We start from the raw sequence: 26,711 nt of genomic DNA, 5'->3' as shown, positions 1-26,711 counted from the left end.
GGGCGTCAAAGTTTCGACTTGTGTCGGCATTCCGACTGACGCAAACCACGTCACACCCCGGTAAATTGGGCCTTTTCCGTTGCGTCGCCACTGGCACGCCGATTGCACACTAGTACCGGGGCCCGCGAGGGCCGACACATCCGACGAATTCGCACCAGAGGTTTCCACGCATGGCCGCAGCAGCTCCCACCGACGCCGAAGGCGCACCGAAGAAGAAAAAGAAGGGCCTCGTGCTCATCGTCGGCGCGCTTGTCGTCCTTGCCGCGGGCGGCACCGGTGCGTGGTTCATGCTGAAGGGCGGCCACAAAGGCGCCGAGAGCGCAGCGGAGGTCGCGAAGTCGAAGCCGGCGGTCTACCTCCAGCTCGATCCGGCGTTCGTCGTCAATTTCCAGGACGAGAACGCGCTGCGTTTCCTCCAGGTGGGCGTCAACGTGATGTCGCACGATCCGGAAGCGATCGCCGCGGCGAAAGAGGCGGACCCCGAGATCCGCAACGCCCTGCTCATGCTGTTCTCGGCACAGGACGTGAAGTCGCTGTCCGACGTGAAGGGCAAGCAGAAGCTGCAGGCGTCGGCGCTCGCGGAGATCCAGCGCGTGCTCAAGGCGAAGATCGGGCGTCCCGGCGTGGACGCGGTCTATTTCACCAGCTTCATCATGCAGTGACGGGGACCCCGCGGCCATGAGCGACATCCTCACCCAGGAAGAAATCGACGCCCTGCTCGCGGGCGTGGAAGGTGGCGCGGTCGAGACCGAGGTCGAACTGCCGCCGCCTGGCGGCATCCAGGACTACGACTTCACCCAGCAGGACCGCATCGTTCGCGGCCGCCTGCCGACGCTGGAGATGGTCAACGACCGCTTCGCCCGCTATTTCCGCGCCAATCTGTTCAACGTGCTGCGGAAGTCGTGCGAGGTGTCGGTCCTCGGCGTGAAGATGACCAAGTTCAACGAGTACGTCCATTCGCTGGCCGTGCCGAGCAACCTCAACCTCATCCGCATCAAACCGCTGCGCGGCACCGCGCTGATGGTGTTCGAGCCGCGCCTCGTCTTCACGGTGATCGACAACTTCTTCGGCGGCGACGGCCGTTACCACGCCCGCATCGAAGGACGCGACTTCACGCCGACCGAGAACCGCGTCATCCAGATCGTGCTGCAGGAGGCCTTCACCGCGATGGCCGAGGCCTGGGCACCGGTGCTGAAGATGCAGTTCGAGTTCCTGAACTCCGAGATCAATCCGCAGTTCGCGAACATCGTCAGCCCGACGGAGACGGTGGTCGTCTCGCGCTTCCATATCGAGCTCGACGGTGGCGGCGGCGAAGTGCACCTGACGCTGCCGTATTCCATGGTCGAGCCCATCCGCGAGCTCCTCGACGCGGGCGTGCAGAGCGACCGCGCGGAGCGCGACGACCGCTGGATCCAGAACCTCCACGAGGAAATCCTCGACGCCGAGGTCGAGATCACGTCGCTGCTGGCCGAGGCGCGCCTGACCATCGGCGACTTCCTGCACCTGCGCAAGGGCGACGTGATTCCGATCAGTCTGCCGGAGACGGCGACCGTCTTCGCCGAAGACGTGCCCATCTTCCGTGGCCGCATGGCGAACTCGGGCGGCAACAAGGCGGTGCAGTTCGACTCGCTGTTGCGTCGGAACGCGCCGCGCCCCGCCGTGGCCCCCGCTCAGCCGGTGACCGAGCCGGTCTGACGCGCCGTGGCCGGCCGTCGGCCGGCATCGCCGATGCGATCGGCTCCCACCCTTCGGTAGCTGCTGGCCGGACCCGGCTACCGAAGGGGTGGGAGCCGATCGTATCGGCGATCCATGTCCGGAAAGCGACCCCGTCAATGGCCCGTCTTGGTGACTAACTGCCGTCGAGCGTCAGCTTTCTGACTGTCGCGCTGCGTCACATCCCGACTGCGACGCCGCGCGCATTTCCCGAACCGCGTCGCGACGCCGTTTTCACCATCCTTCCAGTCGACCAGACCCGTGGCACGCCGCTTGCTTCACATGGCCTGCACCCGGCAACGTCTCTCACTGGAACGGACATGAACGAACCCACCACCCTCGACGCAATCGACTCCAGCGACGCCTCGCTGGCCTCGTCCATCGGCCTCGGCAACGAGGTGAACCTCGACGTCATCCTCGACGTGCCGGTCACCATGGCGATGGAAGTCGGCCGCACCAAGCTCAGCATCCGCAACCTGCTCCAGCTCAACCAGGGTTCGGTCGTCGAACTCGACCGCGCCGCCGGCGAGCCGCTGGACGTCTTCGTCAACGGCACCCTCGTCGCCCATGGCGAGGTCGTCGTCATCAACGAGAAATTCGGCATCCGGCTGACCGACGTGATCAGCCCGGCCGAGCGCGTCCGCAAGCTGCGGTGATCCACGTGCGCCGTACCGTCGCCGCCCTCGCGGGCGGCTTCCTGCCCTGCGCCCTGGTGGCGGCTCCGGCCGCCGCCCCGGCCGTCGATACCGGCGCGGAACTGTTCCGCGTGCTGATCAGCCTGCTCGGCGTCGTGGCGCTCATCTTCTTCGTCGGCTGGCTCAGCCGCCGTGCCCAGGCGCGCGTGCGTCCGGGCGGACGCAAGATCCACGTCATCGAATCGATGCCGGTCGGCATCAAGGAAAAGGTCATGCTGCTCGAAGTCGGCGGTACGCAATTGCTGGTCGGCGCCTCGCCGACGGGTGGGTTGCGCACGCTGCACGTGCTCGAGACGCCGGTCGAGGTCGACACCCCCGCGGGTCCGACGCCTCCGATCCGCGGGTTCCGCGACGTCCTGGCCCAGTGGAAGCGCCCATGAAGCGCTGGCCCTGGCTCGTCCTCCTTCTTCTCCTTCTGGCCCCGTTTCCGGCGTTCGCCGCCGACCCCCCGGGCATCCAGCTGCTGAACGTGCAGCCGGGCGCCAACGGCGGCCAGACGTGGTCGCTGTCGATCCAGCTGCTGGCGCTGATGACGGCGCTCACCGCGCTGCCGGCGATCCTGCTGATGATGACGTCGTTCACGCGCATCATCATCGTGCTCGGCTTCCTGCGCCAGGCGCTCGGCACCAACAGCACGCCGCCGAACCAGGTCATCCTCGGCCTGTCGCTGTTCCTCACGCTTTTCGTCATGACGCCCGTGATCGACAAGGCGTACGACGCGGGCATCAAGCCGTACATGGATGGCCAGATGAGCGTGCAGCAGGCGCTGCCGCTGGCGGCCGCGCCGTTCCGCCATTTCATGCTCGAACAGACGCGTGACCCCGATCTGCAGCTCTTCACGAAGCTGGCCGGCGAACAGCCGTATGCCGACAAGGACGCGGTGCCGTACCGCGTCGCGCTCCCGGCGTTCGTCACCAGCGAGCTGAAGACCGCGTTCCAGATGGGCTTCCTGCTGTTCATCCCGTTCCTCATCATCGATCTGGTCGTCGCCTCCGTGCTGATGTCGATGGGCATGATGATGGTGTCGCCGATGATCATCTCGCTGCCCTTCAAGATCATGCTCTTCGTGCTGGTCGACGGCTGGACGCTGCTGCTGGGCACGCTGGCGGGGAGTTTCTTCCAATGACGCCGGAATCCGTCATCGGCTTCGGCCAGCAGGCCCTGCACATCGCGATGCTCATCGGCGCGCCGCTGCTGCTCACGGCGCTCGCGGTCGGCCTGCTGATCGGCATGATCCAGGCGGCGACGCAGATCAACGAGCAGACGCTGAGCTTCATCCCGAAGCTCATCTCCATGGCGCTGGTCATGATCATCGCCGGCCCGTGGATGCTGCGGACGCTGGTGCAGTTCACCCGCACGCTCATCGAGAACCTTCCCCAGGCGGTCCGCTGATGCCGATCGACTTCGGCCAGCTCGAGGGATGGGTCGGCGGCGCCTGCTGGGCGCTCGCGCGCATCTCGGGCCTGCTGCTGGTCGCCCCCGTGCTCGGCGCGACGACGATTCCGATGCGAGTACGCCTGGGGCTGGCGCTGGTCCTGACCATGGTGCTCGCCCCGCTGGCGCCGCTCGACGTCCGTCCGATCTCGGCACAGGGCATCGCGACGCTGGCCCAGCAGGTGCTGGTCGGCGCCGCGCTGGGTTTCATCCTCAGGCTGATCTTCGAGGCCGTGTCGTTCGCCGGCCAGCTGGTGTCGCAGGCGATGAGCCTCGGTTTCGCCGAGACGATCAACCCGGGTCTGGGCGGCACGGTGTCGGTGCTCAGCCAGTTCTACATGATGCTGGTGACGCTGCTGTTCCTGGTCATGAACGGCCATCTGCAGCTCATCTCCCTGCTGGCCGACAGCTTCCGCACGCTTCCCGTGGGCGAGCAGGGCATCGGAGCGAACGGCATCTGGGGCGTGCTCGACTTCGCGACGCACCTGTTCTCCGGTGCCGTGCGCGTGGCCTTGCCCGCGCTGACGGCCACGCTCGTGGTCAACCTCGGCTTCGGCGCGATCAGCCGTTCGGCGCCGTCCATGAACCTGTTCGCGGTGGGCTTCCCGATCACCATCTGCCTCGGCCTGCTGGCCGTCTGGCTCGCCCTGCGCGCGCTCCCGGGCGCGTTCGATTCGCTGCAGACGGACGCGTGGGACACCATGCGCCAGCTCATCGGGAGGCCTTCCCCGTGAGCGAGAGCGAAAAGGACGACCGCACCGAAGCCCCAAGTGAAAAACGCCTTCGCGAAGCGCGCGAGAAGGGCGATCTGCCGCGTTCGCGGGATCTGTCGACCGCGATCGTCGTGCTCTCGGGCGTCGCCACGCTGATCGCCTCGCGCGACCAGATGTCGGTGCACGCCGCGAACATCATGCGCGTCGGACTCCATTACGGCCGCGACGACCTGTTCGCCACGAACGGTCTGTACCGGGCGCTGATGACCGCCGCGCTGGAGGGCCTCAAGCTGCTCGGACCCGTCTTCGCCGTGACCATGGTCGCCGCGGTCGCGGCGCCGGCGGTGATGGGCGGGCTGAACTTTTCCACCAAGGCGCTGGCCCCGAAATTCGACCGCCTCGACCCGATCAAGGGCTTCGGCCGGCTCGTGTCCGTCAACGGTCTGGTCGAGCTGGGCAAATCGGTGCTCAAGCTCATCCTGATCGGCGGCGCCCTCGCGTGGTTCCTGCTGCGCTCCACGCACGACATGTACAGCGTCGGCACCGGCCCGGTGGCGGACGGCATCGCCAAGGCGTTCGGCATCTTCGGGCACGCCTCGCTCGTCTTCGGCTGCGCGCTCGGCGCCATCGCGCTGGTGGACGCTCCCTGGCAGAAGTTCAGCTTCACCAAGAAGATGAAGATGACGAAGCAGGAAGTGAAGGACGAGCACAAGGAGAACGAGGGCAGTCCCGAGCTGAAGTCAAAAATCCGCCAGATGCAGCACCAGATGGCGCGTCGCCGGATGATGGAAGACGTCCCGACGGCCGACGTGATCGTGACCAATCCGACCCACTTCGCCGTCGCCCTGAAATACGACGAGAACCGCATGGGAGCGCCGCGCGTGGTGGCCAAGGGCATGGACGTCATCGCCCAGCAGATCCGCGATATCGGCGGTGGCGCGAAGGTTCCGGTGGTCGAAGCCCCTCCGTTGGCACGCGCCTTGTATCACACGACGGAAATCGGACGCGAAATCCCCGCGGGGCTGTACGTCGCGGTGGCCCAGATCCTGGCCTACGTGTTCCGGCTGAAGCAGGCGATCGCCATGGGCGACCTGCCGCCCGACCTGCCCCGGCAGGAGATCGACCCGGACCTCATGGGTCCTTACAGAATGGATAACTGACGATGGCAGCTTCCCCCAGCTTCATGGGCACGTTCCGCCAGATCGGCCGCCGCGGCATCGCGGCGCCGGTGGCGATGCTGATCATGCTCGGCATGATGATGCTGCCCCTGCCGCCGTTCATGCTCGACCTGCTGTTCACCTTCAACATCGCGCTGTCGCTGGTGATCCTGCTGGCCACGATGTACGTGATGCGGCCGCTGGAGCTGGCGTCGTTCCCCACCGTGGTGCTGTTCGCCACGCTGCTCCGCCTGGCGCTGAACATCGCGTCGACGCGCGTCGTCCTGCTCCACGGCCACAACGGCCCGGGAGCGGCGGGCAAGGTGATCGAGGCGTTCGGGGAATTCGTCATCGGCGGCAACTTCGCCGTCGGTTTCGTCGTGTTCGCCATCCTGACGATCATCAACTTCGTGGTCGTCACCAAGGGCGCCACCCGCGTGTCCGAAGTGACGGCGCGCTTCACCCTCGACGCGATGCCCGGCAAGCAGATGGCGATCGACGCCGACCTCAACGCCGGTCTGCTGACGCAGGAGCAGGCGCGTGAGCGCCGGCAGGAGGTCCGCGAGGAAGCCGACTTCTACGGCTCGATGGACGGTGCCTCCAAGTTCGTCCGCGGCGACGCGACGGCCGGCATCCTGATCCTCGCGATCAACATCATCGGCGGCTTCTTCATCGGCATGCTCCAGCACGGCCTCTCGGCCGGCGAGGCAGCGCGCACCTATACGCTGCTGACCATCGGCGACGGCCTGGTGGCGCAGGTGCCGGGCCTGATGCTCTCGATCGCCACCGCCGTGATCGTCACCCGCGTGTCCAAGTCCCAGGAAATGGGCAAGCACGTCATGGGGCAGCTGTTCGGCCAGCCGAAGGCGCTGGGCGTCGCGGCGGCCGTGCTCGGCACGATGGGCCTGATCCCGGGCATGCCGAACATCCCGTTCCTGATCCTCGCCGGCGTGGCCGGCTTCGGCGCGTGGAAGTTGCACCGCAAGCAGCTCGACGCGGCCGCGGGCATCGTGCCCGGCGCCGGCACGCCGGGCACCGAGTTGGCGCTCGAGTCGGCGCCGCCGGCCGAGCGTCTCGAGCTGTCGTGGGAGGACGTGGCGCAGGTCGACACGATCGGCCTCGAGGTCGGCTACCGCCTGATCCCGCTCGTGGACAAGGCGCAGGGCGGCGAACTCATGGCGCGGATCAAGTCCGTGCGCCGCAAGCTCTCGCAGGAACTCGGCTTCCTCGTGCCGTCGGTGCACATCCGCGACAACCTCGACCTCGTGCCCCACGGCTATCGCATCTCGCTGATGGGCGTGCCGATGGGCGAAGCCGAGATCCACACCGAGCGCATGCTGGCGATCGATCCGGGCCGGGTGCACGGCACGATCAACGGCATCGCCACGCGCGATCCGGCCTTCGGCCTCGACGCCGTCTGGATCGAGCCGGGCCTGCGCGAGCACGCGCAGACGCTGGGCTACACGGTGGTCGATCCCGCCACCGTCATCGCGACGCACCTCTCGCACATCCTGCAGAACCACGCGCACGAGCTCATCGGCCACCAGGACGTCCAGCAGCTCCTCGACCGCCTCGCGCAGCAGACCCCGAAGCTCGTGGAAGACCTGGTGCCCAAGCGCCTGTCGCTCGGCGCGGTGGTCAAGGTGCTGCAGAACCTGCTCGCCGAGCGCGTGCCCATCCGCAACTTCCGCGGCATCGTGGAGTCGCTCGCCGAGCACGCGGGCCAGAGCCAGGATCCAGGCGTCCTCGCCGCCGCGGTGCGCGTCACCCTCGGCCGCCAGATCGTGCAGGAGATCGCGGGCCTCGGCACGGAAGTGCCTGTCATTACTTTGGCGCCGGATCTCGAACAGATCCTGCTGCAGTCGCTCCAGGGTGGCGGCCCCGCCGGCGCCGCGGTCGAGCCGGGTCTGGCGGATCGCCTCCAGCAGTCGGTCGCGGAGGCCTCGCGGCGGCAGGAAGCGGCCGGCGAACCGGCGGTGCTCCTGGTGTCGCCGGCGTTGCGTCCATGGCTTTCGCGCTTCACGCGTCATGTGGCCCAAAACCTGCATGTACTCGCCTACAACGAGGTTCCGGACAACCGGCGCGTCAAGCTGGTGACGGCCCTCGGGCGATAGGACTTGAGACGTCGCGCGGAGAACGCGCGGCGCAAGCGGAAGAAACTGATGGCGTCCCCGCGACGGGCGCCAGGACGAAGACAGGATCGAAGGCATGAAAATCAAACGATTCGTTGCTCCCGACATGCGCCAGGCCATGCGCCAGGTTCGTGACGAACAGGGCCCCGACGCGGTGATCCTGTCGACGCGTCGGATGGACGACGGTATCGAGATCATCGCCGCCCTCGATTACGACGAGGCCCTGGTTCGCGAGGCCGGCTTCGGCATCGACGCGCCGGCGCCGAAGCGCGAAGAGGCGCCGATCCGGGCCCAGCGCGACGAAGCCGAGCGCGCCGCGCGCATCGACCAGGCCCGCGCCGCGACCGCCGCCGCCGTGGAACGCGCCGCGAAGGCGGGTTTCGCCGGGACGGGCAATGCGCCGCAGCGCCAGTCCAGCGCCGCGCTCGCCGCCAGCGTCGCCGACGTGGTCCGCGCGGCCACGGTCGCCCCGGCCAACGACGCCGCCGTCAACGGCGTGCGCGCCGAGATCAACAACCTGCGCGAGATGCTCGAAGTGCAGCTCTCGACGCTCGCCTGGAATCAGATGGACCGCGACCAGCCGCTGCGGGCCCGCGTGCTGCGCGAGATGACCCGCCTCGGCATCGACGGCGACGTCGCCCGCTCGCTGAGCGCCGAACTGCCGCCCGGCATGACGGCCGAGCAGGCGCGCTATCTGCCGCTCGGTATCCTCTCCCGTCACATCCGCACGTCGGGTCGCAATTTCGACACCGTCGGCGGCGGCGTCACCGCGCTGGTCGGCACCACGGGCGTCGGCAAGACGACGACCATCGCCAAGCTCGCCGCGCGCGCGGTGCTTCGCCACGGCGCGTCGAACGTCGCGCTGATCAGCGCCGACCAGTACCGCATCGGCGCCGGCGCCCAGCTGGAGCATTACGGCCGGTTGCTCGGCGTGCGCGTGTTCAACGCCCACGACGCCACCAGCCTGCGCAACGTGCTGTTGCAGCTGCGCGGCCGCCATACCGTGCTGGTCGACACCGCGGGCCTCGCCGGCAACGATCCCAAGCTGCAACAGCAGTTCGAGACGCTGCGCGCGACCTCCGACGTCCGCGTCTGCCTGGTGCTCGCCGCCAACGCGCAGGCGCAGGCGATCGACAACGCCATCCGCGCCTATGCGCCGCTGGCGCCGCAGAGCGCGATCCTCACCAAGCTCGACGAAGCGCCGCTGATCGGCGGCGCCCTCTCGGCGGTGATCCGCCACGGCATGCCGCTGGACTACACCACGGACGGCCAGCGCGTGCCCGAGGACATCGCCACGGCCGACGCGCGCAAGCTCGTCTGCCTGGCCGCACAGCTCCTCAAGCAGCGCAACGACGAACCCGACGACGCCGTCCTGGCCGAACGGTTCGGCCTCTCACCCCCGGCGATGGCCTGACCGGCCGCGCCGCGCCCGCCCGACTCCCTGCGTGACTCCGTCCCATTCCTGCAGTGATCTTTCTATGAACACACACGTCGATACGACCCAGGCCGCCGGCCTCAACTGGCTCGCCGACCGCCGGCCCACCCGCAGCATCGCGATCGCGGGCGGCAAGGGCGGCGTGGGCAAGACCACGGTGGCCGTGAACCTCGGCATGGCCCTGGCCATGGGCGGGCGCGACGTGCTGTTGCTGGACGCCGACCTCGCGATGGCGAACATCGACGTGCTCCTCGGCCTCCAGCCCACGCGGCACCTCGGGCACATGCTCGAAGGCGAATGCGCCATCGAGGACCTGGTGCTCCCGGCCGCGCACGGCCTGAAGGTCATCCCGGCCACGTCCGGCGCCCGTCGCATGGCCCAGCTGCCGAACATCGAGCACGCCGCGGTCATCCGCGCGTTCGACGAGTACACGCTGCCCCCCGAATACCTGATCGTCGATACGGCCGCCGGCATCTCCGACAGCGTGTCGATGTTCGCCGCGGCGTCCGACGAGGTGGTGGTGGTCGTCTGCGACGAGCCGGCCTCGCTGACCGACGCCTACGCCCTGATCAAGGTCATGAGCCGGGAGTTCGCGGTCAACCGCTTCCGCATCGTGGCGAACATGGTCCGGCACGCCCAGGAAGGCCGCCAGCTGTTCGAGAAGCTGTCCCGGGTCACCAACCGCTTCCTCGACGTGTCGCTCGATTTCATGGGGATGGTGCCGCACGACGAGTACCTGCGGCAGGCCATCCGCCGCCAGGCGGCGGTCGTCGACGCCTGGCCGAGCAGCCGCTCCGCGGTCGGATTCAAGAATCTGGCCAGGTCGGTCGATACATGGGGTGAACCCGAGCCCCGCGCGCAGGGCCGTATCGGTTTCTTCGCCGAACGGTCCCACCTGGGGGGAGGGCTGCCACTGTGAGCGTCGCGACCGAATACCTGGAGATCACGCGGATTCCGCCTGACCAACTGGTGAGGACTCACGCGCCGCTGGTGCGCCGCATCGCCTATCACCTGATGGGCAGGCTGCCGCCAAGCGTGGATGCGAACGACCTCATGCAGGCCGGGATGATCGGACTGCTCGAGGCCGCGAGGAATTATTCGCCGACTCGCGCGGCCAGCTTCGAAACCTATGCGGGCATCCGCATACGTGGCGCCATGCTGGACGAACTGCGCAAGACGGACTGGACTCCGCGCTCCGTCCACCGGAAGTTGCGCGAGGTGGCGGAGGTGACGAGGCAGATCGAAAACGAGACGGGCGCGGATGCCGAAGACGCGGAAGTGATGAAGCGGCTGGGCATCGACGCCATGGAATACAACCAGATCCTGGCCGACGCGGCGAGCGCGCGGTTGCTGAGCCTGACGGCGCCCGAAGGCGACGAGGGCGCCGCGATCGACGTCGCGGACCCGGACGCCACGGGCCCGGAAGGATTGTTCGAGCAGGAAGGCCTGCGCGACGCGCTGGCGCAGTCCATCGACGGACTGCCCGAGCGCGAGAAGCTGGTCATGTCGCTGTACTACGATGAAGAACTCAACCTGAAGGAAATCGGTGCGGTGCTGGGGGTGAGCGAATCGCGGGTGTGCCAGATCCATGGCCAGGCCCTGATCCGTCTCCGTGCACGCATGTCGGGTTGGAAAGACAAGCATTGACGGCACCCCGGTGCCGTCGCCGGTAAGAAGCACGCGCGGTCAGCAAGGCGGAGACGAGTTTTGGACAAGAACATGAAGATCCTCGTGGTGGACGATTTCTCCACCATGCGACGCATCGTCAGGAACCTGCTGGTGGAGCTCGGCTTCACCAACACCCTGATCCAGGAAGCCGAAGACGGCAACGCGGCCCTCGCGATGCTGCGCTCGCAATCCTTCGACCTCGTGGTCACCGACTGGAACATGCCCAACATGACGGGCATCGAGCTCCTGCGCGCCATCCGCGCGGACGCCGCGCTCAAGGCGTTGCCGGTGCTGATGGTCACCGCCGAGAACAATCGCGACCAGATCATCGCCGCCGCGCAGAGCGGCGTGAACGGCTACGTCGTGAAGCCGTTCACGGCCGTCACGCTGAAGGAAAAACTCGACAAGATCTTCGAGCGGCTCGCCGCGGCCGCCGGCTAAGGATGACCATGAACACGATGCTTTCCAGCGGCCGCGATGTCGCCCCCGAACTGCGCGAACTCTTCGAGGCCGACGACAGCGTGGCCTTCGAGCACGCGCTCGACAACCTCCTGCGCACGCGCGAGCAGCACATCTTCCTCGCGCTCGGTCACCTCGCGCGCGACCTGCACGAGTCGGCACGCCGCCTTGCCGCCGATATCTCCACCGACGGCGTCCCCGGCAACATGAGCGACGCGCGCAAGCATCTGCGCGACGTCCTCGAGATGAGCTCGCAGGCGGCCCACCGCACGCTCGACTTCAGCGAGAAGCTGCGCCCCCAGGCGCAGGCGCTGGCCCGCCAGGCCGACGAGGTGCTCGTGCTCGACCAGGCCGATCCGGCGTTCGCCAGCAACGCGACGGCACTGGCCGTGCGCGTGGGCGACTTCGCGCAGAGTTGCGACATCGGGTTCGGCGAAATGGTCGAAGCCCAGTCCTGGCAGGACCTCTCCGGCCAGCGCGTGGCGCAGGTCGAGGCGTTCATGGCGAAGGTCGAATCCTCGCTCGTGGAGCTGGTGCGGCTCACGGGGTCGCTCGCGGGCGGCGCGGCACCGGCGGCCGACAAGGTCAGCCAGGACGAAGTGGACCGCCTGCTCAGCGAATTCGGGTTCTGAGCGCGCTTATGAGCGTGGAGCTGGACAACGAGCTTCTCAACGTCTTCCTCATCGAGGCGCGGGAACTGCTCGAGAGCCTGGGCGAACAGCTGGTGGACCTCGAGTCCACGCCCGGCGACGTCGAACTGCTGAACGCGGTGTTCCGCGCGTTCCATACCGTCAAGGGTGGCGCGGGCTTCCTCGGCCTCAATCCGATGGTCGAGCTGTGCCATCGCGCGGAAGATCTCCTCAACGAGGCCCGCAACGGCGCGATCGTGCTCGATGCGGGCTTCATGGACGCGCTGCTGGAATCGCTCGACCTGCTCAACGACATGATGCGCGCCGCCGACGGTGGCGTGCCGATCGAAGCCGCGCCTCGTTCGCTGCTCGATCGCCTGCTCATTCCCGGCCGCGCGGCGACGGCGGCACCGGTGGCGCTCGCGGCACCCGTGGCGGTCGCCGCCAGCGCACCCGCGCGCGCGCACGATCCGATCGAAGACGAATTCGAGGCGATGCTCGACGCCGCCCGCAGCGATCGGGCGCCCACGCCGGCACCGTCCGGCACCATTTCCGACGATGAGTTCGAAGCGCTGCTCGACTCGCTTTACGGCACGGCCGCGCCGGGCTCCGAGCCCGTCGGCGGCGTCCCGCCGGCGGCTGCGGCTCCGGCGCCAGCCACCGACCCGAACGCCATCAGCGACGACGAATTCGAGGCGCTGCTCGACAGCCTGCATGGCACGGCCGCGCCCGGCACCACGCCGATCGCGGCGCCCGAGCCGGTCGCGCCGGCGGCAGCGGTGGCACCGACCGCGACGCCCGTCGCCCCGGCTCCCGCGTCCAGCACCGACGACACATCGCCGAAGCCGAAGGCCGCGACCGAAAAACGCGGCGCCCAGACGGCCGACACCACCGTCCGCGTCGACACGCACCGCCTCGACGGTCTCGTCGACGCCGCGGGCGAACTCGTGCTGGTGCGCAACCGTCTGAGCAACCTCGCGCCACGCGGCACGAACGATCCCATGGAGCGCGCGATCGGCGAGCTGGAGCGCGTGGCCGAAGACCTGCAGAACGCCGTGCTGCGCATGCGCATGCAGCCGGTGGGCAAGCTGTTCTCGCGCTTCCCGCGCATCGTGCGCGATCTCGCCCGCCAGCTCGGCAAGGAGATCGAGCTCGTCACCGAGGGCGAGGACACCGACATCGACCGCACCGTGGTCGAGGCGCTGGCCGATCCGCTGGTGCACCTGCTGCGCAACGCGGTCGACCACGGCATCGAGATGCCCGACGCGCGTGCCCGCGAGGGCAAGCCGCGCGCCGGCACGGTGCGCCTCGCGGCGGGCCAGTTCGGCGACCGCATCGTCATCACCGTCACCGACGACGGCAAGGGCATGGATCCCGAGGTCCTGCGCCGCAAGGCCGTCGAAAAGGGGCTGATGGACGAGGAGCAGGCCGCGCGCCTCGACGAGCGCGAGTGCTACGAGATCGTGTTCCGCCCCGGCTTCTCCACGGCGAGCCAGGTCTCCGACATCTCCGGCCGCGGCGTCGGCATGGACGTCGTCAAGACCAAGATCGTCGAGCTCGGCGGCACGCTGTCGATCGACTCGCGCGTCGGACACGGCAGCACGGTCCGCCTCTCGGTGCCACTCACGCTCGCGATCCTTCGCGTGCTGATGGTGCGCGTGGGCGACCGTCTGCTCTCGCTGCCGATGTCGAACGTCGCCGAGGTCTTCGAACTCGTTCCCGGCCAGATCCAGGAGCTGGACGGACGCATCGTCGCGGCCCACCGGCAGCGCGCGCTGCCGCTGGCCGACCTCGGCCGCTGGGCCGGCGCGGCGGGGAAGGGCGGGCACGTCGTCGTGGTCCAGATCGGGCACCAGACGCTCGGCTGCCTCGTCGACGAGGTGCTCGGCCGCGAGGACGTCATGGCCAAGCCGCTCGGTCCGTTTCTCAAGGATGTTCCCGGCGTCGCCGGCGCGACCATCACCGGCGACGGCCGGATCGCGCTCGTGCTGGATCTCGCAGGCCTCGCCGACGATGGCGGCCAGGTGCTGCCCTCGCTAAGGATGGCTGTCTGACATGGATATCGTGAGCGTCGTCGGGACGATCCTGGCCTTCGTGGTCATCATCGTGGGAACCATCCTCAAGGGGTCGAGCCTCGACGCCCTGTGGAACCCGGCGGCCTTCGTGATCGTCTTCCTCGGCACGTTCGCCGCGTTGCTCGTGCAGACGCCCGGGGCGGTGCTCAAGCGTGCGTGGAGCATGCTGCCCTGGGTGTATCGTCCGCCCGACATCGAGTCGGAGAACCTCGTCAGCCGCATCGTCGGCTGGAGCGAGATCTCGCGTCGCACGGGCCTGCTCGGTCTCGAGCCGGCCATCGAGCGCGAGACCGATCCGTTCATCCGCAAGGGCCTGCAACTGCTGGTCGACGGCACGGAGCCCGACGCCATGCGCTCGGTGCTCGAAGTGGAAGTGCTCGCACGCGAGCACACCGACATCGAGGCCGCCAAGGTCTTCGAGAACGCCGGCGCCTACTCGCCCACGATGGGCATCATCGGCGCCGTGATGGGTCTGATGTCGGTCATGCAGAACCTCGCCGAACCGAGCAAGCTCGGCCACGGCATCGCGGCGGCGTTCGTCGCGACCATCTACGGCATCGGCCTCGCCAACCTGCTGGCGCTGCCGATGGCCTCGCGTCTGAAGGGCCTCGCCCGCCAGCGCTCGCAGATGCGCGAGATCCTCGTCGAGGGGCTTGTTTCGATCGCGCAGGGCGACAACCCGCGGCACATCGAGAGCAAGCTGCAAGGGTTCCTGTCGTGAAGCGACGGCACCACGAAGAACACATCAACCACGAACGCTGGGCGATCCCCTACGGCGATCTGATTACGCTGCTGCTCGCCTTGTTCGTGGTGATGTACGCGGTGTCGGCCGTGAACGAGACCAAGTTCCGCGTGATGGCGCAGTCCATCAACGAGGCATTCAACGGCACCGGCAAGGTGATCGAACCGATCCGCGACGCGACGCCGGCCGCGCAGGTGCCGCTGCCGAACCAGTCGCGCTCGCCGACGGCCGCGCCAATCGCGAAGATCGACGTGCCGATCCCGCCGCGCAACCTGCCGTTGCCCGGACACGAAGGCGCGGCCGCCGAACGCCAGGACGCCGCCAACGTCAACACCGCCACCGCGGCGAACACCACGGTGGGCAAGACCGAGAACGCCAGCCTCAGCCAGATCTCCGATGAAGTGAAGCGTGCGATGAAGCCGCTGATCGACAAGAGCCTCGTCAGCGTCCGGCAGACCCCGGACTGGCTGGAGATCGAAGTGCGGACGGACATCCTGTTCCCCGTCGGCGTGGCGAAGCTGCAGCCCGCCGCGGAAGACGTCCTTCGCAAGCTCGCGGGCATCCTCGCGCCGTTTCCCAACGCGATGCGCATCGAGGGCTACACGGACAACACGCCGATCGCGACCGCGCTCTTCCCGTCGAACTGGGAGCTGTCCGCCGCGCGTGCAGCGACGGTGGCGCGACTGATCACCACCACGGGCGTGGATCCGCATCGTGTCGGCATCATCGGCTGGGGCGAATTCCGTCCGACGGCCAACAACGCCAGCGAAGAAGGGCGCAATCGCAATCGGCGCGTCCTGATCGTGGTGATGAGCGACAAGGCCGCGCCGGCGCGTTTCTACAGCGACGCCGACCGCGTCGATCTCGCCGGGGCGACACCGTCCACCACGCCGCCCCCGGCCGCCACGGCCGCGACGGAGGTCGAGGCGCCCACCGCAGGCGCCGCGCGGCTCGCTGCCCCGGACGGAGGAACACGCTGATGCGCGTATGGGCGATCTCCAACCAGAAGGGCGGCGTGGGAAAGACGACCACCGCCGTCGCGCTCGGAAGCCTGCTCGCCGCCTCGGGCAAGCGCACGCTGCTGATCGACATGGATCCGCACGCGTCGCTGTCGGGATACATCGGCGTGGAAGGCGGTGCGCATGGCAGCGTCTACGATCTTTTCGGCGTGGGCGGCAACCCGCTGCCCGTCGGTACGCTCGTGCACGCGACCCCGTGGGATCGCCTCAGCGTGCTGCCGGCGTCCGCCGCGATGATCACGCTCGACCGCCAGCTCGGCACGCGAGCCGGGATGGGCCTGATCCTCTCGCAGGCGCTCGCGGAACTGGCACCCGATTTCGATCACGTGCTGCTCGATTGCCCGCCGACGCTTGGCGTGCTGATGGTCAACGCCCTCGCCGCGAGCGACCGCCTGCTGGTGCCGACGCAGACCGAGGCGCTCGCGCTCGCGGGCCTCGAGCGCATGCTGCGCAGCCTGTCGATGATCGAACGCTCTCGTGGCAAGCCGATGCCGCGCACCATCGTGCCGACCCTCTTCGACGCGCGCACGCATGCGTCGCGCGCCTGCCTCGCGCAGTTGCGCGAGCAGTACGGCGACGTCGTCAGCGCAGCCGTCATTCCGACCGACACCCAGATCCGCGAGGCCAGCGCCGCGGGCGTGCCACTCGCCTCGTGGCCGGCCGCACGCCGCGGCGGTCTCGCCTACCGCCAGCTGCTCGACGAGCTGCTGGCGTTGCCGGCGGCTTCCGTCACGGACGCCGCCGCGTGATGCGCGCGATGCAGGACGCGGAGCAGATCGTCGCCGACTACCTGGCGGAGTTGCTGACGCCCGTCGCCGCCGCCGCGCCCGAACCCGCCGCGGACGTGCAGGTCGTCGCGATCGAACCGTGGAAGGCCGCTCCCCTGGGCGAGCCGATCGCCGCGGGCGATACGCGCTACCTGCTCTGCGCCGCCGCCGGCGTCAGGCTCGCGGTGCCCATGGCCGATGTCACGCATCTGCTGCCCATGCCGCCGTTGTCGCCGCCGAATTCGTCCAACCCCATTTGCCTCGGCCGCTGGCGCCATCCGAGCGGCGAAGCGCGTGTCGCCGACCTCGCCGCGGTGCTATCGCCCGACATGGCCGGCGCGCCGGTCAGCACGCTGGTGATCCTTCGCGATCGTGTCTGGGCACTGGCCTGCGTGGTGGACGACGAGCCGGTCGATCTGCTGCCGGAAGCCATCCAGTGGCGCATCGGCGCCACCACGCGTCCGTGGCTGGCCGGCATGTCCCTCGAACCCAAGTGCGGCGTGGTCGGTACCACGGCGCTGGTGCAATGGCTGGAAAAGGAGCTGGGTCCGTGACCGAAACCCAAGGTGGCGCGTGGCTGGGCTTTTCGCTGAAAGGCCAGCGTTACGCGGTGTCGCTCGCGAGCGTTCGCGAAGTCATCCGTCCGGGCGACATCACGCCCGTTCCCGGTAGCCCCGACGACGTCCTCGGCATCGTCAACCTGCGTGGGCAGATCGTGCCGGTGCTGGACGGTCGCCGCCGCTTCGGCCTGGACGCCGCGATCGAAGTCGGCGCCGCGGAGAGCCAGCGCGTCATCGTGTTCGACGACAGCGGAAGCGTGGTGGGCATGCGCATCGACGTCATCGGGGACATGCTCACGTTCGCCGCCGACGAGGTCGCACCGCCGCCGCCAGGACGCGCCGAACGCCGCGACGATCCGGTCAGCGGTGTCATCACCCGCGACGACGGCTTCATCGCCCTGGTGGACGTCGCACGACTCTGCCGGGCCTGACCACCAGCCGTGTTCTTCGGCTGAGGCTTCTGGACAGCGCGGCGGCACGCTGGAGACGACGCTTCGAAATCGCTCCGCGTTGCGTTACCGTGTGCCGCGACCCAACGGAGTGCCGCCTGCATGAACGACGTCATCGGATACGTGCTGATCGCCCTGGCGATCCTCAACCTCGTCGGTCTGCTGTTGCTCTTCCGCCGTCTCGGTCATGTGTCGTCGCCGTCCACGACCAGCGAACCCGTCGTCGCTCCCGCACCGGAACCGCTCGCGACCGACGAAGCGACCATCCCGACGGAGGCCCTCGCGGGCATGCTCCGCCGCCTCGACCATCGCCTCGGCGACATCGAGGATCAGGTCCGCCGCACGCCGGCCGTCAGCATGGCGAGCGACGCTGGCGCCACTAACGACCGCGCCCTGGCGCTGGCGCAGCGCCTCGCGCGCCAGGGTGCCACCCCGCAGGACATCGCCGAGACCTGCGGCATCTCGCTCACGGAAGCGGAGCTGCTGCACCGGCTGCATTCGCCGCGCTAGGCGGCGGCACCGACACCGCTATCCGGCGTTATCGAGAGCGGCACCTTCCGCGGCGCGCTTCCTTCCACGCGCGAACATACGCACGGCCAGCGGCATGAGCATCAGCGGCAGGTTGCTCGGACCGGGCCAGCGAATGGCCAGGAGTCCGGCGATCAGCGCCATCAACGGCAGCGCCAGGGTCCGGCGAAGCGTCATCGCGACCACGTCGGGGCCGACGTCCTCGCGCAGGAAGGGCGCACGCAGGGCCCGCCGGATCAGCAGGTGCTGGAGCAGTCCGGCGACCAGCAGGTTGCCCGCGTAAAACCATTCCGGGACCCGCTCCGCGGGATGCGTGCTCATCAGCGCCGACGAGAACGGCATGAACGCGACGGACATGAGCAGCAGCAGGTTCGGCCACACGATGCCGGGATCGTAACGACGCAGCAGGCCGAATACACGATGGTGGGCGACCCACAGCGCGCCCACGACGAAGAAACTCAGAACGAAACCGATGAAGTGCGGCACCAGTTCGAGGAGCGCATGCGCCCAGGCACCATCCGAGGCGTCGGCCGGGTGGGGTACATGGATTTCGATCACCAGCAAGGTGATGGCGATGGCGAAAACCGCATCCGAGAAAAACGTCAGCCGTTCGAGCTGCTGCTCCTGCGCGTGCGACATGCGATGACTCCCCCTGAGGTCAGCGCAGATGATCGCGCCGACGCCGGCCGAGGGGAAGTGCTCGCAGCCAGGAGGCTCGCCTTGATGCCCGTTCTTCGGAGTCCATCCAAATCGGCTGGCGGCGTCTGCCGCTAGGTTCCGAACGATCGCCCTGCGATTCGCGTCCCATTCCACAGGTACTGCGGACGATCAGGGAAGTGCGTTCGTGACATGGGCGCCATCGTGCCAGACGCGCCTGAGATGGTCCGCGACACGACGTGCGGCGACCAGGGGATCGCCATCGGCGGGCGAGATGCCCGCGTTCGCCTCGCCGTAGGGCGCATACCGCTTCGGGTCCGTCGTGGAAAAAAGTCCCACGGTGGCCGCCCGTGTCGCGGCGGCCAGATGCATGACGCCGCAGTCGGCGCTGACGTACGTGCCGGCGGCCTCGATGAAAGCCGCGAGCTTTCTGATGTCGCTGGTGAAGTACGCAGGATACTGATCGTCGACGCGCGACTTGCCGTCGGCCGCGATCAGTTCGACGACGCGCATGGGTCCGAGCTGTACGGTAAGCGCCTCGAGGAACTGCTTCCACCACGCCGTTCCGAAACGCTTCCGGCCCGTCGCGTTTGGAAAGACCGCGAGCACGCGTGCATCGGATCGAGGACCCGCCGCGAGGACGCGCTCGAGCGCCTGGCGTCCCGCGCGCCGTTCGTCGTCGGACATCCGGAGGTCCAGCGGAGGCAATGGCGCGTCGAGCACACCACCTAGCGCCCAGCGCAGTGCGTGGACGGGACGCGCGGCGAGGTGAGGAGGAACCAGCGAACCCGGCGCGCTGGCACGCAACCTGAAGCGCGCACGGGCCAGCGTGGCGACGATGCGTCCGGACGAGGAACCCGTCGCCGCGTCGATCACGAGGTCATAGGATCTCCCGCGGATGGCGCGTAGCACCTTGAATGTGCCGACCGGGTGGCGCAGGGCGCGCTGATGAATGAGATGGACGCGGCCGATCGCGCCATAGCCGCTGAACACCTGCGCCGTGGCGGCGCCGGCGCCGAGGACGTCGATCTCGGCGCCGGGATACTGCGCTTCGAGCGCCGCGACTAGTGGGGTCATCAGGACGGCGTTGCCGAGCCGATGGTTCGGTCTCGTCACGAGGATCCGCTGGATGCCGACGGCGGGTAGCCGCCCGGCGCCGACATCCTGGGCACCGGGAGGTAGCACGCGCTCCACGAGCCAGTGCATGAGGCGGCGCCGGATATCCTGGAGGCGTCCGTGCCGTGGCGCCGGCGCCGGCGATGGCGCACGGGGATGGACCAGGGGCAGTTCGATCGACATGACACACCGAGGGGTGACGGGAAGAAGGAAGTCGCCGCCGACGATGCACGCCGGACCTTAGGAGAGCCTGTCATGTGACGGTGACCGATTCGTTTCGGCCGGACCGTCGGCGAGGATGAGGTAACCCATGCCGCGAACGGTTCGTATTCTCTCCGGACCGATCTTTCGCCTGACGCCGTGGACGAGGACTTCGAGTGCGCTGCTGCTCACGCCGGTCGGGGAGTCGTAAAGCATGCGTTCCAGTACCTCACGACGCACGATGCGACCCGGGTGTTCGGCGAGCGCTCGCAGCAACGCGAATTCCTTCGCCGTCAGTTCCACCCGTTCGCCGTTCGACTGCACGTCGTAGTTGTCGAGGTCGATGTGCAGCGTACCGACCTCTACGCGACGGGTCGCCCGTGCCTGGCAACGCCGCGTCACGGACCGGATGCGCGCGCGTAGCTCGTCGAGGTGGAACGGCTTGCTCAGGTAATCGTCGGCACCCGCGTCGAGCGCCGTCACCTTGGAGCCGACATCGTCCCTCGCCGTCATCACGATGATCGGCGCGGTGACGTTCCCGGACCGCGCCGCGCGCAGGACCTCCAGTCCATCGATGTCGGGCAGGCCGAGGTCGACGAGGGCCACGCCGTCCCCAAGAGCTTGCAGTCGCTCCAGCCCGCGCGCGCCCGTCTGTTCCCATGTGGTCTCGTAACCAGCATGACGCAAGGCGCGCTGGATCGCTGCGCCAAGGAGCACGTCGTCCTCGATGACAAGGATGTCCACGAACCGTACCTCGCGTGACGGAGATGCCGCATCGCTATTCTGGAACGGTCGCCTTAGCCGCGGCTTCGGTCGCGATGGCAGGCTGAAGCGGCGGGAGTGGTCTCCCGCCCGCGGCCGCCCTTGCATGCGAGCGCATTTGCCGCGCCTACCGCTCCAGACGGTAGTTGAGGCTCGCTCGGCTGAAATCCGTGGCGTTCTGCGCTTCGAAGTTCCAGCGATGGCTGAGCAGGTAGCGGAGAGTGATGACCTGGCCGGGGTCGAACAGGCCGACGCCGTAGCTGAGGTAGAGGCGGGGCGAGAGGTATTTGCCGACCGTGAAGGCGGACGTGCCGCCGAGCGCGTCGTTGTTGCTGACGCCGATGTCGTCGACGCCGATCTTGCTGCCGACGCTCTTGGCGAGGAGGTCGCCCGCGGCGGAGCCGAGGGCCTGCGCGGCGGCGCCCACCATGTTGCCTTCGCCGCCCTTCACCTGCGACAGCGGCTTGCCGGTGACGAGGTAGGAGAGGGCGTCGGATTGTTCCATCACCGGGTTCGAGAACACGGTGAGGATCGGGCGGCGCGCCGTGCCCGAGACGTAGAGGCCGACCTTCTGCCCGTCGTCGATCGTGGCGTTCGGATTGAGGGTGCGTGCCGCGCGGATGTTGATGCCGGGGTTGTCGATAGGCGTGCTGGCGAAAAGCAGCTGGCCCTGCTCGATGCGCAGGTCCTGCCCATACGCCTTGTATGTGCCGTCGACGCCGATCTGGCCCTGGCCGGTGGTGGCGCGGCCCGGACGCTCGCGCACGTCGAGCTGGCCGGTGATCCGGCCGTCGATGCCGAAACCGACCAGGTGCACCTTGTTGCCGAGGTCGACGCGGATGTCGGCGCTGATCGGGGCGGATTCCTCGGCCGCTTCGCGTTGCTTGTCGTCGAGCACGACGACGTCGGGCGACGCCTTGGTGGCACCGGCGCCGGGCAGGCGTTCGACGTTCACGTCGGCCATCTCGACCTTGACCTTGCCGCCGACGTTCATGCCCTTGGCATCCTGCACGATCGTGAGGTCGGGGGAGATGACTGCCTTGGCGGCGGGGATGTCGACCGCGGTGAACTTCGAGCCCTCGATGCCCAGGCGCATCTGCGCGCCGGCGCCGAGCGCGGCGGAGCCCTTGATCGACAGCGTGCCTTCGCCCGAGCGAATCGTTCCATCGACCAGATAGTTCTTCGCGTCGCTGGTGTCGATGCTGATCCGGCCATCCTTGAGTTTCAGACCGCCGCTGGGGACTTCGGCCGCGAAGCCCCCGACGACGGCCTGACCTGTGATCGCAGGCGCCGCGACGGTGCCGCCGAGGTTGAAGTTCGCGTTGAGCGCGCCTTTCACTTCGGCCAGTTCTGCGGTGAAGAGTTCGATCAGCGAGAGGTTCTTCAGGTGCAGCGCGACCGTTCCGCCCAGCGCTTGCTGCGCGCCGGTGATGGACACGTTGCCGTCGAGCGTCCCACCGTCGTTGAGCGCCGCGCGGAGCGTCAGCCGCTGGTTGCCGGGTGCGAGCTGCGCATTCGCCGAGAGATTGTCGTACACGAGCAGCGGCTGTTCGCTGCGATCGGCGTACGCGACGGAGCCATGCGCCGAGGTGATGCTCGCCTGGCCCGACAACGCGCCCGCGGACGTGCGACGAATGGAGCCGTCGCCCTCGAGGATGCCTTCCGCGCGCATGGGGCTGTTCGACGCCTCCGCCACGGACATCAGCAGGGCGATGGGCACGCGGCGCAGGCGATAGCTCGCATCGAGGTTGCCGGCCTTGTCCTGCTTCGCGGCGACGCAGAGCAGCGGATCGCCCGCGGTGAGGCAGAGGTCGCTCATGCTCGCCGCGCCATCCTTCCAGGACAGCTGGCTGGGATTCTGCAGGCGCCACGGCGGAATGCCCTGGTAATCGATGTTCAGCGCGGAGAGCGTGCCGTTCCAGGCGCCGCCCTTCATCGATCCGGAAAGTTTCAGGTCCGCCGCGAGCGGACGTCCCTTCGCATCGATGCTGAGCTGGTGGCGCTCCTGCGTGCCGTCGGCGGCGATGGCGACGCTGCCGAACACCAGTCCACCGCTGACGAGGTTCGTGCCGGTGATGTTCACCTTGCCACCGGGCGTGCTGATGTCGGGCACGTTGGCGTCGACGGCGAGCGCATCGATCTTCTGGTCGGCATAGAGGATCGCGGCGCCGCGCAGGTTCGCGGTCACGGCGAGCTTCGGCAGGTTGCCCTTCGCCGTGATGTCGCCCGAGACGCGGCCGCCGGCATCCGGCAGCCAGTCGCCGAGCGATGCGATGGCGAGCTTGAGCGTCGCGTCGTTGGCGGTGTCGCCACGGGCATCGAGGCGAATCGTGCTGCCGCCCGAGGCGAGGTCGAGGTTGCCGTTGATCACCTGTCTCGGCTTCAGGGTCAGCATGCCGTTGCCGCGAAGCGGGCGCTTGCGCAGCGTGCCGTCGAGCCTGCGCAGGTCGAGGGTTCCCAGCAGTTCGTCGTTCACCAGACGACCTTCCGTGCCGAGGTCGAGGTCGAGCGCGCCGGGCCATTTGGCGAGGAGCTGGCCGGGATCGAATCGATCGCCCTTGAGGTCGAGCTTCCAGGCGAGCGCCGGCTTCAGCGTGAGCGTGCCGCTGGCCGCGAGACTGCCCTTCGGCTGTGCGAGTTTCACCGAACGCAGCGTCACGACGTCCGGTTTGCCGTCGACGTCGAGCGTGAACTTGCCGAGGTTGCCGGGCGGCCCGATGTCGACGTCGCCGTCGGCGTGGTAAGCCTCGGCGCTACCCTTGAAGCGCAACTGCCCGGCACTGGCGAGATCCTGGCCGGCGAGGTTCGCGGGCACGAGCACGTCCTTCCAGCGCAGCGTCAGATCGGCCGACACCGGATTCGCCGCGAGTTCGACACTGCCGCTCGCCGATAGCGCGCCCTTGACCTGTGGCGATCCGACCGTAGCCTCTTCCAGTACCAAGCGCTTGTACTCGTGGTCGAACGCGCCCTTCAGCGGAGCCAGGCGGACGCGGTAGTCGTTGAGGTCGACATCGCCGGTGAGGTTGGCGCTGTACCGGTCGCCCGTCCCCTTGAGGGCGACGCCGAAGGTGTCGAGCGTACCCTCGCCGAGCAGGGGTTTCGGATCGAAGCGTGGCGCGTCGATCGACGCGCTCCAGGCATAGTCGCCGCTCTGCACGAGGTTCGCATCCACCTGAGCGACGAAGGGCAATGTCAGCTTCACGATCGTGTGGGCCTTCGCGCCATCGCTATGGGCCTCGATGTCGCCGGCGTAATCGACGTCACCCACTTTCCAGCGGAAGCTCGCCTTGCCGTCGCCCTTGTAGCCGTCGCCGACGGCGAGCGTCCCGCCGAGGTCCGCCTGCCCGTCCGGCGCGCGCAGGGCGAGCGATTTCAGCGCGACGCCGGCATCGGTCCAGGAGCCGGCGAGATCGAGCGAGTTCGATTCGAAAAGCGGCTTGCCTTCCTGCGTCACGCGCACATGGCCGACCTTCACGGCATCGAGCACGACATCGAGGGGCGGTTTCAGCGAGAAGGGCTCGGAGGGGGTATCAGGCTCCGGCTGCGGCGGGCCGAGCTCCACGTCGATGCCGTCGGCGGTGAGCGAATAGACATGCGCACGCTTGCGCAGCAGCGAGCCGAACGAGAAATCCAGATGCGCGGTGGCGACGCGCACGTCCATGCCCTTCCCATCGCGATAGCGCACGCCGGAAAGATCCAGCGGACCCGCCAGTCGGCCTTCGGCCTTGTCGACGGTGAGCGCGTTGTCGGTGAAGGCCTGGGCGCGGGCGAGCGCGAATCGAAGGCCGGAGGCGCTCCCGACGAGCCACCAGACGCCCAGGACGATGACGAGCAGCACGACCGCGAGGGCCGCGCCGATACGGATGAGCCATGTCATGCCGGCGCCCCTCACAGGTCGGGTCCGATGACGACGTGGAGATGGATGCCGTGCTCGTTCTTGTCGCCGACGGGCACGCCGATGTCCGCGCGGATCATGCCCACCGGTGACAGCCAGCGTACGCCCAGGCCGGCGCCGACACGTGGGCTGTAGTCGGTACCGGTGAATGCGTTGCCGGCGTCGACGAACGCGGCCATGCCCCAGTTGCGCGTGAAGTAATGCTCGACCTCGGTGCTGCCGACGAGCAGGCCTTCGCCGCCGATGACACGGTTGAAGGCGTTGCGTGGGCCGATGCTCTCGAAGTCGTAACCACGCACGGAGCGATCGCCGCCGGCGAAGAAACGCAGCTGCGGCGGCAGGTCGCTGAAGTTGTCCGTCCAGATCTTGCCCGCGGTGCCGCGCAGGATCAGGCGATTGCGGCCCCAGAAGGAGTGGATCCACTTCGCGTCGCCGATCACCTGCGAGAAGCTGGCGTCGGACAGCAGCGTGCCTGCCTTGCTGCGGCCCGTCAGCGTGAGCGACCAGCCGTTGCGAACGAACGTCGGGTTGTCGCCCTTCTTGCGGCTCAGCGTGACCTCGGGATAGAGCAGGGTGCTGCGGCCGCGTTCGAGGCCTTCGGCGTTATCCCCCTCGCCGCCGCGCTTGCCGACGGTGAACGTGCCGGAGAGCACGTTCACGCCGATGGTGCGCGTCCAGCCGTGCCACAGACGGGTTTCGTTGGCCACGAGCTGCACGGTGCGCGATTTCGACGTGACGGTGTTCGCATCGCGGAAATTCGCGCCGAAGTTGAAGCTGCGCTGGTTGGGGCCTGGCATCGGAATCTGGTACAGCGTGGAAACGGTCTTGAGTCGTTGCGCCAGCACGAGCTCGTTCTTCCATTTATGCCCGCGATCGTTGATCCAGCGTTTTTCGATGCCACCACGCAGGCCCGCGCCCGTGTCGGTGCCGAAGAACGGACCGCCCGTGTAGATGGTGCGCTTGGCCGGTGCGAGCTCGACGTTGATGTCGATCGTGCCGTCCTTCGCGTCGTCGGTATCGGGGATGACGTTGACCACCGCGAAGTAGTCGGCGCCGTTCAGCGCCTGCTGCAGCTCCAGCAGCTGGCTCTGAGAGAAATAGTCGCCCTTCTTGAAGGGCACGTAGCGATCGAGGAAATCCTCGCGGAACTGCGAATTCTTGAACCGCACCACGCCGTATCGGTAACGCCGGCCGGCCTCCCATTTCAGCTTCACGGCGGCGGTATGTTCGGCGCGGTTCACCTCGACGCGCCGCGTGACGATGCGCGCGTCGAGGAAGCCGGTCGCGGTGAGGGCGCCGCTCACCGCGTCGCGCGCGCCATCGTAGACGCCGTCGTTGAGGGGCTGGTCCTTCAGGTTCTGGATGCCGCGCACGGCGCGGCGGATCGCAGGTACCTTGCCCGCCTCCTCGTCGATCTCGACGTTCACGGAGGTCACCTTCACGGGAACGCCGGGCACCACGTGCAGCGTCACCTGCCAGTCCTTGCCGACCTGGCGCATGTCGCCGGTGGCCGTGGCCTCGTAGTAGCCGTACGGCCGCAGCGCGGCCTGCACTTCGTCGGGAGCGTTTTCGTAGAGGCGGCGCACCTGGGCCGCCGTGACGTCGCGCGCCGCGTACTGGCTGAGCTCCACGCCCGAAACGACCGCGTTGCGCAGGTTCTCGTCGACGCCGTCGACAGTCAGGACGATGCCCGCCTGGGCGATCGTGGGCACGAGGAACCACGGCAGAAGCAGCAGTCCATGGCGTCTGGTTCGGCGCATGAGCGTCCCGTTCCGGTCGTGATCCAAGGCCGTGGTCACGGCCGGCTTACGGGGTGCCTCCGGCGACCCCTGACGTTATGTCTTGCCGTAACTTACCGCGCGGCGTGTGAGAGGTCGATACACGAACGTGAACGACGGCTCAGAA

Annotated in this window: 26 protein-coding genes; 21 read left to right on the top strand and 5 right to left on the bottom strand. The window is 68.2% G+C overall.

Annotated elements, in window-relative coordinates; genetic code table 11:
* Positions 1-170 precede the first annotated feature (170 nt).
* From BMY69_RS07690 to BMY69_RS07590, 21 genes are all read left to right on the top strand, one after another.
* Positions 171-662 carry a flagellar basal body-associated FliL family protein gene (locus tag BMY69_RS07690; RefSeq protein WP_090176724.1) on the top strand — a complete coding sequence of 164 codons (492 nt, stop codon included), beginning with the start codon at positions 171-173 and terminating at the stop codon, positions 660-662.
* Between the two features lie 16 nt (positions 663-678).
* Positions 679-1,695: a flagellar motor switch protein FliM gene (fliM, locus tag BMY69_RS07685; protein ID WP_090052108.1), complete on the top strand. Its 1,017-nt coding sequence runs from the start codon at positions 679-681 to the stop codon at positions 1,693-1,695.
* Positions 1,696-2,033: 338 nt separating this feature from the next.
* Entirely contained in the window at positions 2,034-2,369 is a 336-nt protein-coding gene (fliN, locus tag BMY69_RS07680) for a flagellar motor switch protein FliN (RefSeq protein ID WP_090052109.1), read from the top strand.
* Positions 2,370-2,374: 5 nt separating this feature from the next.
* On the top strand, positions 2,375-2,788 hold the full coding sequence (gene fliO, locus BMY69_RS07675) for a flagellar biosynthetic protein FliO (protein WP_255364490.1): 414 nt from the start codon (positions 2,375-2,377) through the stop codon (positions 2,786-2,788).
* Positions 2,785-3,534, top strand: coding sequence for a flagellar type III secretion system pore protein FliP (gene fliP, locus BMY69_RS07670; RefSeq protein ID WP_090176721.1), 750 nt, complete (start codon positions 2,785-2,787; stop codon positions 3,532-3,534). Before fliO ends, fliP begins: the two co-directional genes overlap by 4 nt.
* Positions 3,531-3,800, top strand: coding sequence for a flagellar biosynthesis protein FliQ (gene fliQ / locus BMY69_RS07665; protein ID WP_089974172.1), 270 nt, complete (start codon positions 3,531-3,533; stop codon positions 3,798-3,800). The genes fliP and fliQ overlap by 4 nt, the downstream gene beginning before the upstream one ends.
* Positions 3,800-4,576, top strand: coding sequence for a flagellar biosynthetic protein FliR (gene fliR, locus BMY69_RS07660; protein ID WP_255364489.1), 777 nt, complete (start codon positions 3,800-3,802; stop codon positions 4,574-4,576). Before fliQ ends, fliR begins: the two co-directional genes overlap by 1 nt.
* Positions 4,573-5,715 (top strand): flagellar biosynthesis protein FlhB, encoded by a 1,143-nt coding sequence (flhB, locus tag BMY69_RS07655; RefSeq protein WP_090176718.1) that lies wholly within the window; start codon positions 4,573-4,575, stop codon positions 5,713-5,715. The genes fliR and flhB overlap by 4 nt, the downstream gene beginning before the upstream one ends.
* A gap of 2 nt (positions 5,716-5,717) precedes the next feature.
* Positions 5,718-7,826: a flagellar biosynthesis protein FlhA gene (flhA, locus tag BMY69_RS07650; protein ID WP_090176714.1), complete on the top strand. Its 2,109-nt coding sequence runs from the start codon at positions 5,718-5,720 to the stop codon at positions 7,824-7,826.
* 94 nt (positions 7,827-7,920) lie between these two features.
* On the top strand, positions 7,921-9,258 hold the full coding sequence (gene flhF, locus BMY69_RS07645) for a flagellar biosynthesis protein FlhF (RefSeq protein ID WP_090176711.1): 1,338 nt from the start codon (positions 7,921-7,923) through the stop codon (positions 9,256-9,258).
* Positions 9,259-9,322: 64 nt separating this feature from the next.
* Positions 9,323-10,198, top strand: coding sequence for a P-loop NTPase (locus BMY69_RS07640; protein WP_090052117.1), 876 nt, complete (start codon positions 9,323-9,325; stop codon positions 10,196-10,198).
* The gene (locus tag BMY69_RS07635; protein ID WP_090052119.1) at positions 10,195-10,926 is read left to right on the top strand and encodes an RNA polymerase sigma factor FliA; all 732 of its coding nucleotides are present in this window, start codon (positions 10,195-10,197) and stop codon (positions 10,924-10,926) included. Before BMY69_RS07640 ends, BMY69_RS07635 begins: the two co-directional genes overlap by 4 nt.
* A 60-nt stretch (positions 10,927-10,986) precedes the next feature.
* The gene (gene cheY / locus BMY69_RS07630) at positions 10,987-11,388 is read left to right on the top strand and encodes a chemotaxis response regulator CheY (RefSeq protein WP_090052120.1); all 402 of its coding nucleotides are present in this window, start codon (positions 10,987-10,989) and stop codon (positions 11,386-11,388) included.
* A gap of 8 nt (positions 11,389-11,396) precedes the next feature.
* On the top strand, positions 11,397-12,038 hold the full coding sequence (locus BMY69_RS07625) for a protein phosphatase CheZ (RefSeq protein ID WP_255364488.1): 642 nt from the start codon (positions 11,397-11,399) through the stop codon (positions 12,036-12,038).
* Between the two features lie 8 nt (positions 12,039-12,046).
* Positions 12,047-14,089: a chemotaxis protein CheA gene (locus tag BMY69_RS07620; protein ID WP_090176707.1), complete on the top strand. Its 2,043-nt coding sequence runs from the start codon at positions 12,047-12,049 to the stop codon at positions 14,087-14,089.
* Position 14,090: 1 nt separating this feature from the next.
* Positions 14,091-14,831, top strand: coding sequence for a flagellar motor protein (locus tag BMY69_RS07615; protein WP_090176706.1), 741 nt, complete (start codon positions 14,091-14,093; stop codon positions 14,829-14,831).
* Positions 14,828-15,832 carry a flagellar motor protein MotD gene (gene motD / locus BMY69_RS07610; protein WP_090176703.1) on the top strand — a complete coding sequence of 335 codons (1,005 nt, stop codon included), beginning with the start codon at positions 14,828-14,830 and terminating at the stop codon, positions 15,830-15,832. Before BMY69_RS07615 ends, motD begins: the two co-directional genes overlap by 4 nt.
* Positions 15,832-16,620, top strand: a complete 789-nt coding sequence (locus BMY69_RS07605; protein WP_090176701.1) for a ParA family protein — start codon at positions 15,832-15,834, stop codon at positions 16,618-16,620. Before motD ends, BMY69_RS07605 begins: the two co-directional genes overlap by 1 nt.
* Positions 16,620-17,192, top strand: a complete 573-nt coding sequence (locus BMY69_RS07600; protein WP_090176699.1) for a hypothetical protein — start codon at positions 16,620-16,622, stop codon at positions 17,190-17,192. The genes BMY69_RS07605 and BMY69_RS07600 overlap by 1 nt, the downstream gene beginning before the upstream one ends.
* Positions 17,189-17,629, top strand: a complete 441-nt coding sequence (locus BMY69_RS07595) for a chemotaxis protein CheW (RefSeq protein ID WP_255364487.1) — start codon at positions 17,189-17,191, stop codon at positions 17,627-17,629. The genes BMY69_RS07600 and BMY69_RS07595 overlap by 4 nt, the downstream gene beginning before the upstream one ends.
* A 120-nt stretch (positions 17,630-17,749) precedes the next feature.
* On the top strand, positions 17,750-18,157 hold the full coding sequence (locus BMY69_RS07590) for a DUF2802 domain-containing protein (RefSeq protein ID WP_090176694.1): 408 nt from the start codon (positions 17,750-17,752) through the stop codon (positions 18,155-18,157).
* Between the two features lie 18 nt (positions 18,158-18,175).
* Here BMY69_RS07590 and BMY69_RS07585 read toward each other — a convergent pair whose 3' ends face one another.
* The 5 genes from BMY69_RS07585 to BMY69_RS07565 all read right to left on the bottom strand — a co-directional run bounded on the left by BMY69_RS07585 (position 18,176) and on the right by BMY69_RS07565 (position 26,566).
* Positions 18,176-18,814, bottom strand: coding sequence for a TMEM175 family protein (locus BMY69_RS07585; protein WP_090176691.1), 639 nt, complete (start codon positions 18,812-18,814; stop codon positions 18,176-18,178).
* Between the two features lie 189 nt (positions 18,815-19,003).
* On the bottom strand, positions 19,004-20,038 hold the full coding sequence (locus tag BMY69_RS07580; protein ID WP_143070423.1) for a glycosyltransferase family 9 protein: 1,035 nt from the start codon (positions 20,036-20,038) through the stop codon (positions 19,004-19,006).
* A gap of 150 nt (positions 20,039-20,188) precedes the next feature.
* A complete protein-coding gene (locus BMY69_RS07575) occupies positions 20,189-20,893 on the bottom strand; it encodes a response regulator (protein WP_090176685.1) in 705 nt (234 codons plus the stop codon).
* A 145-nt stretch (positions 20,894-21,038) separates the two neighbouring features.
* On the bottom strand, positions 21,039-24,788 hold the full coding sequence (locus BMY69_RS07570) for a translocation/assembly module TamB domain-containing protein (RefSeq protein WP_090176682.1): 3,750 nt from the start codon (positions 24,786-24,788) through the stop codon (positions 21,039-21,041).
* 11 nt (positions 24,789-24,799) lie between these two features.
* On the bottom strand, positions 24,800-26,566 hold the full coding sequence (locus BMY69_RS07565) for an autotransporter assembly complex protein TamA (RefSeq protein ID WP_090176679.1): 1,767 nt from the start codon (positions 26,564-26,566) through the stop codon (positions 24,800-24,802).
* Positions 26,567-26,711: the final 145 nt, after the last annotated feature.

It is taken from the genome of Luteibacter sp. UNC138MFCol5.1, from assembly GCF_900110505.1.
In the GTDB taxonomy this organism is placed as follows: domain Bacteria; phylum Pseudomonadota; class Gammaproteobacteria; order Xanthomonadales; family Rhodanobacteraceae; genus Luteibacter.
Note: the sequence above shows the minus strand (reverse complement) of the source record. Positions and strands in the feature narration are given on the sequence as shown.